The 14,573-nt window shown below is 47.3% G+C and carries 6 protein-coding genes; all 6 read right to left on the bottom strand.

All coding sequences use genetic code 11. The features are described 5' to 3' along the window. Nucleotides 1–9 precede the first annotated feature (9 nt). Nucleotides 10–2,439, bottom strand: coding sequence for an ATP-dependent Clp protease ATP-binding subunit (locus WKT08_RS07710; RefSeq protein ID WP_340281218.1), 2,430 nt, complete (start codon nucleotides 2,437–2,439; stop codon nucleotides 10–12). Further along, nucleotides 2,440–2,904 carry a CtsR family transcriptional regulator gene (locus tag WKT08_RS07705; protein ID WP_003015828.1) on the bottom strand — a complete coding sequence of 155 codons (465 nt, stop codon included), beginning with the start codon at nucleotides 2,902–2,904 and terminating at the stop codon, nucleotides 2,440–2,442. Between the two features lie 216 nt (nucleotides 2,905–3,120). Next, nucleotides 3,121–6,633 carry an alpha-L-fucosidase gene (locus tag WKT08_RS07700; RefSeq protein WP_340281216.1) on the bottom strand — a complete coding sequence of 1,171 codons (3,513 nt, stop codon included), beginning with the start codon at nucleotides 6,631–6,633 and terminating at the stop codon, nucleotides 3,121–3,123. 70 nt (nucleotides 6,634–6,703) lie between these two features. Further along, nucleotides 6,704–6,832 (bottom strand): YSIRK-type signal peptide-containing protein, encoded by a 129-nt coding sequence (locus WKT08_RS07695; RefSeq protein WP_141751792.1) that lies wholly within the window; start codon nucleotides 6,830–6,832, stop codon nucleotides 6,704–6,706. Between the two features lie 104 nt (nucleotides 6,833–6,936). After that, the gene (locus tag WKT08_RS07690; protein ID WP_340281213.1) at nucleotides 6,937–13,737 is read right to left on the bottom strand and encodes an Ig-like domain-containing protein; all 6,801 of its coding nucleotides are present in this window, start codon (nucleotides 13,735–13,737) and stop codon (nucleotides 6,937–6,939) included. Nucleotides 13,738–13,952: 215 nt separating this feature from the next. Further along, nucleotides 13,953–14,474, bottom strand: a complete 522-nt coding sequence (locus WKT08_RS07685; RefSeq protein WP_340281211.1) for a Dps family protein — start codon at nucleotides 14,472–14,474, stop codon at nucleotides 13,953–13,955. Nucleotides 14,475–14,573: the final 99 nt, after the last annotated feature.

Raw genomic sequence — 14,573 nt, 5'->3', positions numbered from 1 at the left:
GACGTCCTCCTAGACAATCTCGAACTTGATCGTTCCGGCTGTCGTTCCAACCTTGATGGTTTGCCCTTCTTGGGCTTGACCTTTCAGCAATAGCTCTGCTAACTGATCTTCCACTTCGGTCTGCAAGACACGACGCAGTGGGCGAGCTCCCATTTCTGGATTATACCCTTTGGTTGCTAGCAGCTTGAGCGCTGAAGGCTGGAATTTGAGGGTTATGCCTTGTTCTGCCAAGGTCGCAATGAGCGGTTTGACCATGACTTTCACTACCTGTTGCATGTCCTCGCTTGAGAGGCTATGGAAGACCACCTTTTCATCAATCCGGTTGATAAACTCTGGACGATAGGTCTTCTTCAACTCTTCAAATATGCGTTTTTCCATATTGGCTTGGTCAAAGCGGATATCTTTAGCACCAAAGCCAACTGTCTTATCATCCCGAAGGGCTGTAGCTCCCAGGTTTGAGGTCATGATGATAATGGTATTGGAGAAGTCAATCTTCCGGCCTTTACTATCGGTTAAGACTCCGTCATCCAAGACTTGCAAAAGGACATTGAAAATATCTGGATGGGCTTTTTCCACCTCATCAAATAAGAGAACTGAATATGGTTTGTTGCGGACTTTCTCGGTCAACTCGCCTCCTTCTTCGTAGCCCACATAGCCTGGAGGAGCTCCGTTGAGGCGACTCGCCGCGAATTTTTCCATGTACTCACTCATATCAAAACGGATGAGGGCCGATTCATCATCAAACAGAACTTCTGCCAAAGCTTTGGCTAGCTCTGTTTTTCCGACACCGGTAGGTCCTAGGAACATGAAAGAACCGATCGGACGCTTGTTGCTACGGATACCTGATTGATTGCGTCGAATAGCCCGACTGATACTCGAAACGGCTTGGTCTTGACCAATCACGCGCTTGTGCAATTCTGTTTCTAAGTTGAGGTACTTCTTGGCATCGGTTTGGGTCAGTTTTTGAGTTGGAATACCAGATAATTGGCTCAAAGTCACCAAGACATCTTGGTCAGTGACTTCTTTTTTGTAGACAACGGGAGCAGCCTCTACTTCTAGGAGTTGGGCTGCTTTCTTCCACTTGCCATCCATCAAGGCCCGATCCAAGGCGGTCAACTCTTCTTTTACGTGACCGTTGGAATCGCGGTTTTGTACGGTAGCTGCCGCTTCATCCAAGAGATCAATGGCTGAATCTGGCAATTGACGGCTAGTCAAATAGCGGTGGGCATATTTGACAGCTGTTTCGATCGCTTCATCGGTAATGGTCACATGATGGTGGTCCTGGTAGGTTTCTTTCAAGCCTTGGAGAATTTGGATGCTATCTGCAACACTTGGCTCTTCAATGGTGACTTTCGCAAAACGCCGAGAAAGGGCTGCATCTTTTTCGATATGCTTTTGGTACTCATCTTGAGTCGTTGCTCCAACTGTACGCAAGGTTCCCCGTGCCAGGGCTGGTTTTAGAATATTGGCTGCGTCTAAGGTCGAATCAATACCGGATCCTGACCCCATAATAGTATGCAGTTCATCGATAAAGAGAATCACGTGACCGTCTTCTTCGATGTCCTGGATGATATTGTTCATCCGCTCTTCGAAGTCCCCACGGAAGCGCGTCCCTGCAACGACATTCATGAGATCCAATTCTAAGACACGCATTTGCGCGATTTCAGCTGGAACATTGCCACTAGCGACCCGCTGGGCCAGACCTAATGCAAGAGCGGTTTTTCCGACCCCTGCTTCTCCCACCAATACAGGATTGTTCTTGGTCTTGCGGCTGAGGATTTGGATCATGCGTGAAATCTCTACATCCCGACCAATCACAGGCTCAAGCTGGCCTGCACGCGCCATTTCTGTCAAATCACGAGTATAATCTTCAAGACCTCCACTGGTGCTTGGTGGCATGCCCATCATATTTCCCATGGTTTGGCGGTTAGGGTTTTGAGCCCGATAAAGACTCCGAATGGCTTTGATATCATTCTTGTCCCAGCCTGCCTTGTCCTCAAGATTCTTGCGAAGGGAGGCAATAGGAACTCCCTTGTCTTGCTCTGTAAAGGCAAAGCCGGCAAACTCCATGACTTGGCTCGCCAAGGTTCCACGGTCTGCTAGAAGAGAGAGGAGCACATGCTCTGTTCCCAAGGTCTTGGCATGAAGAACCTGGGCAATCTCTCTTGCGTGCTTCATAATGGCTTCCATCCGATAAGAAAATGGGAAGATTTCATACCGATTGTCGCTTTGAAAAGCTTGGCCTGTAATATGCTCCGCTGCATCCTGAAACTCATCGATCTGCATAGGATAATCGTTCAGTACAGAACCTGCCACGCTATAGGGATTATTGGCCATAGCCGTCAGGAGATGCCAAGTATCTAAGGTATGCCCCTGATAGTGGCCTGCTAGTATTTGGGCCGCTTCTATACTTTCTAACAGTGCTGTTGAATAGTTCATCTAGTCGGTATTTCCTTTTCTATCTACTTGTTGAATGATTTTTTTCAGCATCGTTGCTCGTAGGATGAGAGCATCTCGACCTAGGACCTCATCGGAGGTTGTCGCAAGCAAGAGCTGAGTCTCACGTTGTGTCAATAATTTTTCTTCATAGAGCATCTGGAGGATATCATTAAAGACCTGCTGGCTGATGGTCTCTCCAATATTGGCTGCCAAGTCTTGGAGCATCTGATGGTGATCTGAAAACTGGACCTTGCCAATGCGGATATAGCCACCACCACCGCGCTTGCTCTCTACAATATAGCCTCGGCTCTCGGTAAAGCGGGTCTTAATGACATAGTTAATCTGACTGGGTACGACCTGAAAGACATCGGCTAACTCACTTCTTTTGAGCTCCGCCATGCCAGCTTGAGCCAGCAAGGCCTTGATATAAGCTTCAATGCTATCAGATGTGTTCTTATTTGCCATGATGTTCCTTTCTGGCTTGTTTATTTCTAGATGGATGCTCTGTTCTTGGCCCATAAAAAATGGCCTTGGAGTGTTCCTTCTCATCATTGACCTTATTTGACTATTATACAATTTTTACGGCTGTAAATAAAGCAAAGACTCCATGGAAATAGGAATCTCTTAAGAAGGCAAAACAAAAGAGGCTAGTGAGAACTAACCTCTTATGCGAAGAAGGAGCTACTCTTTGCGACGAGCGAATTTGGCGCCTCCACCCAAGAAACCTAGACCAAGAAGGCCTAACCAAGCAAAGAAACCACCTTCTTTTGTACCGGTTTGAGGAAGTTTTCCTTCCGATGGTAGAGAAGGACTTTCAACACCTTCTTTTTCCGGATGGTCTGAAGTCAAAACAGAAACTGCTTCTGAGGTTTTCGGTTGAAAGAGAACTGGTCTTTCTTTTTCTTTTTTGTCTTCAGCTTGAGAAAGAGTCGCAACTTCTGGTTGCACCTTACTTGTAGTTACAGGAGTGGTTGGAGTCGGCATATCAGCTATCAACGGACTTTCTTCCGCTTCCTTCGTTCCGACTTCTGTGATCTGGTCCTGAGCCTCCACTTCGACAAAGGCATCGACTTCTGTCCGAATTTCTTTGCCTTCTTTTTGTCGAACCTCGATCAATTTCAGCCGGCGTCCGACCTTCCCTGCTTGAAGGATCCGGCTCTCGCCCTTGGCCAAATCCTTGTTTTCACGCGTTTGACTCTCAAATGGAATCTCCTCTGCTTCGATGAGAAGTTCTGGCTTTTCAAGAATCAGATCCCGAACACCTTGATCTGGTCGTGTCTGCGTCAGGGGTTCATAATTGTGAGCATCTTCTAAGATGGTTTCAAGGGCTTCCACTTGATTAGCTATAGCAACCAGATCTGGTCTCTCTGGATCCAACAACTGCGTCAAGTCCGTCAATTTTCCTTGAACCGTCGGTTTGAGGTCTGCTTTCAAGCGTTCGAGAGAAGTAGCCTTGATCTTTTCTACTCCTTCTCTGATGATCTGTTGCAGCTCTTCTTGACTGAGCAACTGGCTATCTTTCCCTGAGAGGATAAATCGGTCTACCTGGATGGCTCTGGATGACTGAGGATCATTGAGAGCTGGATCCAGATGCAAGCGTAGCTGGTGGTAGCCTTTTGCTAGACCTTGCAGATTGACCAAACTCTGGTCGAGCTTGCGTTGGTATCCATAGCCACTGAAGTAATGATCGCCGTCGATTTCATAATCATGGCCACGACCTTCTTCGAAGGCCATTTCTTTTCCATCTAGGGTGACGCTGTAGAGACCATGACTTGGGTCGACTACTCCTCGAACCTCCACACCCGTGCCCTTAAAGGTAATGGTCACATCAATGTGTTTCTTGCCTTCCTCATCGGTCACTTGGTTAAAGCTCGACCAAGATTCTGTGCCATTTGAGAAGTTTGGATTGTCTGTCTCGTGGTGCCAACCCTCACTGTAGTGCAGCTTTGGATCTTGGTCATCTACTTCTTTGCGATTTTCTGGAAGCAAGTCCTCGTTCATCACTTGGACTGTCAGTTCTGGAATAAAGCCGACCAAGCTTCCTTGATCCGGATGGAGCAATTTGACCTTAAAGTCATAGACATCGGTCGCTTTTCCTGCAAAATCAAGAGTTGGAACTTGGACTGTTTTTTCCGTCTCTCCATCTGCGAACTCAAGGGTGACGTTGGTATCTTTGTAGACCTTGCCATGAACTCCTGTTCCTGGTTCTGTGATTAATTTCAGACTGGCACTTCCTTTAGAGCCACCTTTTCTCTTGACGACGACTTGCGCTGGGTCGCCTTTCTTAACAGCTAGGGTTGGCTGAGCAAACTCAAAGAGCCCCTTTTCTTGGTTGTTAAGGGCATAAATCCCTTCCGTTGCGATCGCATCTCCCTTGCTATTGACCAAGGTCAAGGTGTGAGATCCTGCTGCCAAATCCGGTGTTTCATAGACCTTTTGGCTGCGTTTGCGGCTTGGACTTTGGGTATTGACGGTCGCTAGCTTTTGGCCATCGACATAGACATCCATTTCCCCATGACCAGGGTCGACAGTTGCGACGACATAGGCCTTGGTGCCTTCAAATTGATAGGTCACCGAAGCTCCCTTTTCTTTGGTCCACATAGAGGTGCCTCGGACGCCTTCTCCCTCTTCATTCCATTGGCCATTGGCCCGCTCAGCAGTCCGGTCAGAATGATAAGTCAAACCAAGCGGATAGCCATCGGTTTCTTCAATGCTGGCTGGCGTCTTATAGACAGAGACTCCGTTCAAGATTGGAGTAGCTTGGGCATCGGTGATGGACACCCGGATATAGCGACTATCAACTGGTTGCCCTTTGATTAATCGGCGGTATCCTACAGTTGAGCCAGCCCCATATGGAACCCATTGGCCATTCACTGCCACATCAATGGTGAAACCAGAAATCCGTTGGCCTTTCTCGATGGTTTCTTTGAGCTCTACCACATCAAAATGCTGTTCTTTTCCAAGATCCAGGACAAAAGAGCCGGTCTTGGCATCATCTGCAGGTGCCCAACTGGTCTTTTCATCGCCATCTGTCAAATGACTGGCCTTGTAGAGAGAGTTGCGTCGTGTCGAGTCAGCTTCTACCAAAGCTCCTGCCGCATAGTTCACACTATAGAGTTGATCCAAGGTCTGACGGAATTCTTTCAAACGGGCCACATCGGCCTCCGCAAATTTCCCATCTTGATTGGGTGGAATATTAAGCAGAAGCGGGGTTCCACGGCCGACCGATTTGAAGTAAATGTCCATCAATTCGCGCAAGGACTTAGGCTCTTGGTTGTCATGGTAGAACCAGCCGGAGCGAATAGAGACATCGGCTTCTCCCACTGAGTATTGCTTCCCTTCCGGATCCCCGTGATTGAGGTAGCTATTCGATGGATTGTTGCGGATCTTATCTGGATTGACCTTTTGCCAAACCGGATCTCCAGCGATTCCCTTTTCATTTCCGATCCAACGAACATTGGTGGGCTCAGCTGAGAAGATGGCAATGTCCCCTTGGGCCTTGCGAATGGCTTCAAACCACTTGTCAAAGGTATAGGTGACCTTTTGAGCTCCATCGCCACGCGCACCATCCATCCAGACTTCTACGAACTTACCCTTGTTCCCATATTTTGGATCTTCAAGGATTTCCTTAAGCTGGTTGAGATAGTATTCATTGTATTGGTCCTCTGTATCCACATGGTAGAGCGGGCTGTGGGCATCCCAAGGAGAGAGATAGACCCCCATGTCCATATCATACTTGCTGGCAGAAGCAGAAACCTCGGCTAGGACATCGCCTTTTCCTTCCTTCCAACCACTTTTGGCAATGGTATGGTCGGTGTATTTGGAAGGGTACAAGAGAAAGCCATCGTGGTGCTTGACGACCATGATCGTCCGTTTAAAGCCAGCATCTTTCAGGGTTTTGATCCACTGATCGGTATCCAGATGCTCTGGATAGAAATAATAAGGATCTTCTTGCCCATCTCCCCACTCACGATCGTAGTAAGTATTCATCCCAAAGTGGATGAAAGCTGCTAGTTCTTCGCGGTGGTATTGCATCTGAGCCTTGCTTGGAAGTGGTCCGTAATCCGCAATCTCAGTCTCCTCGTCTAGAGAAGTGGCAGGTTGAGTGGCTTCTGTCCCTTGGCTGACTGTGCGATTTTCTTTCTCACTAGTAGCTGGTGAGGGCTGTTCTGATTCTTCTTGGTGCTCGTTCACAGTTTTTTCCTCCTTTCCTTGGTGATCGACATCGCTCGTTTCAACCCGTTCTTCACGTGGTTCACTCCTCTCAGCTTGTTCCTCTGCGTAACTGGTAGTAGCTCCTAAAAAAACAAGTCGCTACGACTACCGAGCAGACGCCCACTGAGAGTTTACGAATGCCAAATCGATTTCTCTGATCAACTAATCTTTTTCCCATATTCTATTCCTTTATGTCACCAGGTAAAGAGGGTGGGGCTTCCCCATCCTCCTTCTTTTTACCTGTGAACTTTTCACCGTATTTTGCTAGTTTCTCTAGCTGTTTTACTTGGCCTTATTGGCTCTTTTTTTCTGATCGTCCAGCACAGCACTGGCAAGGCCTGCCGCTAAGATTCCAGCAACGAGGCTTGCGACGCTTTCTTCCGTTCCTGTATTTGGTAATCTTCCTTCGGAAACTGGAGCAGCTGAAACTGCTGGTGTTTGAGCTGTTTTCTCGACTTCCTCTCCTGCTGCATCTGTCCCTTCCTGGCGCACCGCTTTGACCTCAAGAGATGCTTGAGGAGTTGCGGTAGCTACTGGTCCTTCTGAGACATGAGAAGTCTCTGGGTTCGGAAGCGGTTGTGGCTCTGGCTGCGGTTGTGGTTCTGGTTGTGGAGTGTCTGGAAGCACTTCTTTCGTGCCCACCTCTGTGATTTCTGCCACTGGATCTAGCTCTACAAAGGCATCCAGTTCCTTCCGGCTTTCCACACCATTTTCTTGAGAAACTTCCACCAAGCGCAATTTGCGGCCTTTTTGACCTTCTTGAACCACACGTTTCTCACCTTTTGGAAGATCCGCATTTGGACGTTCTAGGCGTTCAAAGCCCATCTCTTCTGGCTCAATCACCAACTCTGGTTTGGTGTGGACCAGATTCTTAACCCCTTCTTCGGGAATGGCTGAGCCTGTAGGTGCTTTTGCGGATAGAGAAAGTTGATATACTTTTTCGAGCTTGCCATCTTCTGAGACAACCTTGACAAGAACCGGAGCATTGGCACTTTTAGCATCGATGACCGTAACGGCTGTTCCATTCTTGCCTTGTGCTGAAACGATTGGACGGTCTCCTTCATACTCTATATGATAATCTGTCACATCTGGTTGAAAGCCTTCTAGGTCTTTGCCATTCACTTGGATGGTGACATCAGTTGTTGCCTGAGCCTCTTCTGTTGGGGCATAGGCGCTCAATTCAATGATTCCGATTCCTTTTAGATGTTCATCACGGACCATTCTTAAACGGATGGCTTTAGTTCTGGTTTCGTTGAAGCTGAGATTAGAGATATAACCAGGTTCAAAGGCATAATCCAAGCTATACGGGATTTCTTCCCAGTTAGAGGCCTGGTTAAATGGATGATCTGGAAGATTCTTCAGATTGCCATAATCATCCGGAACATCAAAGTCTGGACCAATATAGCGTTCAAGAACCGTTTTCGTTGGCAGGCCTGTTTCCTGATCTGCAAAGAAGTCGACTGCTACTTTATTGACCAAACGCTCTGTTACTTGACCATTTTTCTTGAAGATGAGACCAGCAAACACTTCAGTTTGATCAGGCTCTCTCTTCCAGTTGGTCCAACGGTAGTACTCATTGTAGCCACCATCATTGATGTAATCGATATAGTCGATTTGATTTGGATCGAGATCGTTTGTTTCACTAGCAAATGCTCTGGTATCCTCTGCATTGTAGTCACGGTTCACAGAGAGGATTTCTCCTGTCTTTTCTGACACCCGGACGGTCAGCTGAGCTGTCAGATCATAGCCAATGACTTTTCCTTCCAGCGTGAAGCTACCTTCGTGAGAAAGTGCATCAGCTGGTAGAGGCTGCCAGTCCACCGTAAGTTCCTTGCGTTCATAGCCTGTGTCCCCTTGGAAATAAACGCCTACGGTAGATGGTAGAACCAGATCTTGACCGACTTTCACAAAACGTCTGCCTGCTTCTACTGCTACTGGAGCAGCTTGTTTCAGTTTTTCTGCATCACTTGTGAGATGGAGGCGGTATTCTTGTAAGATAGTACCATCTTCTGCTTTATGGATGACACGGATTGGCTCACCTTCATGGACGCTTGGCACAACCGTTGCAAGGCCGTGATGGCTGGCTGTCGCTTCCACTTGTGGATAAGCACGATCACGCGCATCGATGTAGTAATCGGTCACACTTGGGTTGACACCTGGCAATACATCGCCATTGACGCGAATGGTCAACTGGCTCTTTTCTTCTGCCGCCACCTTATTGGCAAAGATCTGAATCTCTGAAATAGAGCTTCCACGCTTGCCTTCTGGCGTCTTCATACGGATCCGAACGGCATAAGTGTCGACCTTATCAAAACTGAAATGATTCATCTTACCAGCTGCTACCGGTTCTTCAACGGTTAGGTTGCTGACTTCTTTCCAGTTAGCTGTATTGTTAAATGGATGGTCTGTTTCGTCTTTGACACGATTTGGATTGCTTGGAACTGTTGGGATTTGTTCCCCTGTATAGTACTCAATCACATATTCACTTGGAGCTCCAACGCCGTGGTCTTCGTGGAAACCAACATGGAGGTTGTCCACTGCTCGCTTGGTCAAGATACCAGAATCCCCAAACAAGATACCGACAGAATCTTCCGCATTGTTACGACCCCAGTTGGTCCAACGGTTAGCTGGAGCATCGGTAAAGGAGATGACTTTATCATTGACCTTAGCAACTGGATCTGCATCGTTAGAGTCACTTGCAAAAGCGAGTGGCAAGACTGAGCCTGTCCATTGTTCTGCTACGTTGGCCCCCTTGACTGTATTTGCAGAAACACGAATATGAAGACGGGTTGGAAGATCCGTTCCTTCTACACGACCGGCTAGGACAACTTCTCCTTCTTTGGCCAAGAGCTGCGGATCGACCGCATCCCAGGCCACCTTAGCAGTATAGGTCTTGCCATTAGAGTGATAGGTCCGTACGCTTTCTGGAAGGGCTGGTTTTTCACCGACTGGCGTTGTCGTGCTGACTTCTTCTACAGCGATAATGCCTTCAACCGTCACTTGGGCTTGAGCTTCTTTCTCCACACCCTCTACATGACCGGTGACTGTAAAGCTATGGTAATCCTTGACTTGGTCTGCTGTCACGGCATCCCAGGTCACGCGTTTTTCTTTAGGGAATCCCTTGTCATACTCGACCAAGACGGTCTCTGGAAGAGCTGGCAAAACGTTTCGATCCGTACTAATCCGTACAGGACGCACCTTGACAACTGTCTTTTCTTCTGGATTTGGCGTGATAGTAAAGCTGACTTCTCCCGTTTGTCCTTGGAAGTTGGCTTCTAAATGAACCAATCCTGCTTCTCGCAATTCCAAACCTTTATTGGTTGCGACGGCTTTTCCTTGGCTACCAGCTCTTGTTTTCACATCGATTTGATCTGCTTTGAGACTTGCCTGGCTACCATCTTGGTAATGGGCAATGACTTCAAGTGGTACCGTCTGGTCTTCCTTGAGTTCCTGTCCTTCTGGCAGACGCAATTCTAGGCGCTCAATCTGTGGACTTTCTTCTTGGAATTGAACCACATAGGTCTGGACAGCTCCCGTATCCTTAGCAGTCACAAAGATTTGGGCTTTCAAACCATTTTCACGGTTAGCTTGTAGAACTGTCACTTGGGCATTTTCTGCACTAGCTGTGACTTGACCTGGCTCTTGACCATAAGCGAGGGAACGGAAAATGGTATGGTTGCCACTACCAAATTTTGGAAGAGCTACTCCATCTAGCTGAACCGTTGGTTTCTTAGCCTTGGCTACATCTCCTCCTGCAACCACTAGCGTCGCTTGGACCGTTTCCCCATTGCCTAGGAGACCTGTCGCCTTCAAGCGAGCACCTGGTGTGGACAACTGATCTTCTTGACCAGCTTCCAAGGTCCATTGATCAACTTCATAGTGAGCAGTGGTCCCATCGGTGAAGACTAATTGCACAGCTTTATCCACTGTCGCTAGATCTGCTCCCTGTGGGATTTGTTTGATGACTGGAAGGACTTGTTCCACGCCGATCACATCGACCAGAGCTTCGACCGTGCGTCCTTGAACATGTCCTGTCACACGGACTTGGCCAGCACGACTATAGTCTGCCGCATCCCATTCAACGGTTTCTTCTTGGGCCTTGCCATCACTATAGACCACATTGACCTTACTTGGTAAGGTTGGTTTTTCTCCTAGATAAGCACTTTGTCGAACAGGTTCCACACCTAATACAGTGCGTTCTGCTTGGTCCTTCTTACCTGTAAAGAGGCTGACTTGGTCTGATTGCAAGCGATCTGAGTCTGCATACAGGGTAAAGGCACCCGCCTGCTCAGTTGATTTGACAATGACCACCCCTTTGCCGTTGAAGGCTTTGCGTTGCCATGAGCCATCTTCCTGCGCTTTGTAGCGTTCACGGCTGGCTTGTTCCCCATTATCGACACCGACAATTTGGCCTTGTCCATGCAAATGGAAATGCACCAAATTATTGGCAGTTGGCACGACACGGCCTTCTTCATCGACGATCTCATAGGTAATATAGGTCAAATCCTTACCGTCCGCTGCGATCGCGTGTTCTTCTTTCAACAAACGAACACCCGCAGGCTTGCCGGCTGTTTCGACTTGATCTTTCGCGATCACTTCTCCTGCTTCGTTGCGCGCAATAGCTTCTACTTTACCTGGTACATAAGGGACCAACCACTCTAGATAGAGTTCATCTGGATTTGCCCCTTCTTGGTAGGTCCGGCCATCAGCTGTGGTCTTCTTGGTAAAGGTCTTCACTCCTTGTGATTCCCCATTGACAATCAATTCCACACTGTGGGCATTGGAGAAGGTCCGAACAGGGATCCGTCCTTCTTCATCCATGACTCGATTGGCTAATTCTGGATTGTCCCAGTTCCAGTGTGGCAAGAGATGGACCATCGGATGTTTCTCGGCCGATACCCATTGACTTTGGTAAAGATAAAAATCATTCTTTGGAAGGCCAGCAGTATCGACAATACCGAAATAAGAACTTTTCACAGGTGTGTCATTTTGGTTGTGCCATGGGGTTGGCTCACCGATATAGTCCGTACCAGTCCAAATAAATTGTCCTGCATAGCCGGCATGATCGCGGTCAAAGGTCCAAGAGGCGGTCGCTGTCCGACCCCAACCAACCCGGTCATTGCCGTAGTCTGATTGTTCATAGTGGCGGTCTTCTTGGTTGCTACCGACCCACTCTCTTTCAGGGTGATAGTAAGAGCCCCGTGTCCGCGTTGCAGAAGAGGTTTCAGAACCATAAATGAGCCAGTTTGGATGTTTAGCGCGTAGGCTTTCATAGTTAGCCTCTGAATAGTTAAATCCAACTGCATCGAGCTCTGCCGCTACCTTTTCATGCCCTCCTGATCCATCACCAAAGCGGAATTTATCAGCTCCCATGGTGACATAACGGGTTGCATCCACTTCCTTGATGGTCTTGACCAACCGACGAACAGTTGCGACAGATTTGTCTGAACCATCTGCTTCACCGACTTCGTTACCGATCGACCACATGACAATGGCTGGATTGTTCTTGCCCCGCTCTACCATGGTCCGTAGATCGTAATCTGACCAAGTATCCCCCTTACGAGCTTCTGGGTGAGTGGCATCCTTTTCAAAGAAACGACCGTAATCGTATTGCTTCTTGCCACCATACCAGGTATCAAAAGCTTCTTCTTGGACCATCAAGCCCAACTCAGCCGCAATGTTTAAGGTTTGTTCACTCGCTGGGTTGTGAGTCGTCCGGATCGCATTGACTCCCATGTCCTTCATCTGTTTGAGACGACGGTATTCAGCCTTGTAATTTTCCTCAGCTCCAAGAGCCCCGTGGTCATGGTGAAGAGATACCCCATGGAATTTCGTCGCCACCCCATTGAGGAAGAAGCCACCTTCTGGCGTCCAGTTCAGATAGCGATAACCAAAGCGTTCCTTTTGAACATCTACTAACTGCGAATCCCGATAAACCCGCGTATACAAGGTATAGAGAGCTGGATGATCCGTTTTCACATCCCAGAGGGTTGGTTTTTCAACATGCAAGGTTTGAGATAGGTTGATCTCTTGACCTGCTAGAACAGCCTGTGTTTCACTGCGCGTTTTTTCGCTCACCACTTGGCCATTTTGATCGACAATTTCATATTCCGCATACACACTATGGGCTTGATCATCCCGGTTGACAATGCGGCTCTTCACCACTGTATCCACTGCCCCATTTTGCTGTTTTTCCAACTGAGGGGTCGTAATCGTAGTCCCATACTGCGCTAAATGAACCTTGTCCGTTACACTCAGCTTAACATCCCGGTAAATCCCACTACCAGAATACCAACGGCTACTTGGTTGTTGATTGACCACATGAACGGCGATGGTATTCTCGCTTCCATCCGCATTCAAATAAGGAGTAATATCATAAGAAAAGGCATTGTAGCCATTTGGATAATGACCAACGAATTGTCCGTTTACATAGACTTTGGAATCCATATAAACCCCGCCAAATTCCAAGCGGACCTTCTTATCTAGATCCTTGTCGTCCAAACGGAAGGTCTTACGATACCAAGCATCCCCACCGTTTAATTGCCCCCCTTCATTTTGAGCAGGAGAGTTGTGATCGAAATCAAAGAAAATAGACCAGTCATGAGGAAGATCTAATTTTTTCCAATCCTTGACATCCACTTGACGCCCTTCTGCACCAGGAGCCGCATTTAATTTAAAATACCAATCTTTATTAAAATCACGTTCTCGATCTTGCACAATATCCTCCGCCACACGATTTTGATTTGGAGCAGCAGTTTCCTCCGTTCCTGTAGCACGCTCAGATGAAGCAGAAACGGGCTGGCCTTCGCCTTGAGGCGCTGGCTTTTCCTCAGCTCTGGTAGGGGTGATGACAGCTGGAGCTTCTGAAACCCTTGCACCAGCTTCAGGAACTTCCGCTTCTGATTTTTCCGTCACAACACTTGGTGTCTCCATCGAAGTCGGTTCACTTTCGAGGCCTGGCTTTTCTTCCGCATAGACCCTTGAAAGACCCAAGGCAGAAATCCCAATCACAACAGAACAAGCTCCAACTGAGAGCTTACGAATACTAAAAACAGGACGCTTTTCAAAAAAAGACTTTCCCATAAAAACCTCCTCTTAGGATTAACAATTTAATTTGTAAGCGCTTTCTTATACCTGCGAACGCTTACAGAAAATCACATATTAACTATACCAAAAAAATAGGAGCGATAGGCCTCGATTTCGCTCCAACTATAGTTAGATTAAGAATTCCTTTAATTAGTGGAAATCTCCTACAAACCAAAAAAATAGAAGCCAACGGCTTCTATTTTTTTATGATCTTATAATCCTGGTTCTTGACCAAGTTCAGCAGCCACCATCCAAATGTTCTTTTCAAGTTCTGCTTTAGCCCCAACAAAGATATCGTTGGTTACATCGTCGCCTTCAGCATCTGTAACATCCAAAGCTTTTTGGTAAAGGCCATCAAGGTAATGGAAGATTTCAAGAATACGTGTCAAGCTTTCTTCTACATTTTTCGTAAATGTTCCACGGCGTTCTTCAATATTGCTGTGTTCCAAAAATTCAGTCATGCTAGAATAAGGAGCTCCACCAAGAGTGATCAAGCGTTCGCTCACTTCATCCAAGGTTGCATCCAAGCTGTCCATGTATTCATCCATTTTTGGATGCCAAACCATAAAGCCACGTCCACGCATATACCAGTGTACTTGGTGAAGGGCAATGTGAGCGACGTAGAGATCTGCTACGACTTGGTTCAAGAGGGCTTTTGTTTCTGGAAGAGTTTCTTTATTAGAAGGTGCAAAAGTTGCTACATCAGTAGCTGCTTCATGTTTCATAGTTGTCATATCGTTTCTCCTTTTTTATAATGATTCTAATTAACTATGTCTTTATTATATGCTTCCTCATTCAGAAAGTCAAGATAAAAGATTTAAAAAGTTCATTCC

Source organism: Streptococcus sp. HCA-5024 (assembly GCF_037890265.1).
In the GTDB taxonomy this organism is placed as follows: domain Bacteria; phylum Bacillota; class Bacilli; order Lactobacillales; family Streptococcaceae; genus Streptococcus; species Streptococcus lingualis.
This window is presented reverse-complemented; position numbering and strand designations above follow the sequence as displayed.

Bases quoted from the DNA above. Each gene is read 5' to 3' on its own strand.
- WKT08_RS07710 (WP_340281218.1), bottom strand. From the start codon at position 2,439: ATGAACTATTCAACAGCACTGTTAGAAAGTATAGAAGCGGCCCAAATA.
- WKT08_RS07705 (WP_003015828.1), bottom strand. From the start codon at position 2,904: ATGGCAAATAAGAACACATCTGATAGCATTGAAGCTTATATCAAGGCC.
- WKT08_RS07695 (WP_141751792.1), bottom strand. From the start codon at position 6,832: ATGGGAAAAAGATTAGTTGATCAGAGAAATCGATTTGGCATTCGTAAA.
- WKT08_RS07690 (WP_340281213.1), bottom strand. From the start codon at position 13,737: ATGGGAAAGTCTTTTTTTGAAAAGCGTCCTGTTTTTAGTATTCGTAAG.
- WKT08_RS07685 (WP_340281211.1), bottom strand. From the start codon at position 14,474: ATGACAACTATGAAACATGAAGCAGCTACTGATGTAGCAACTTTTGCA.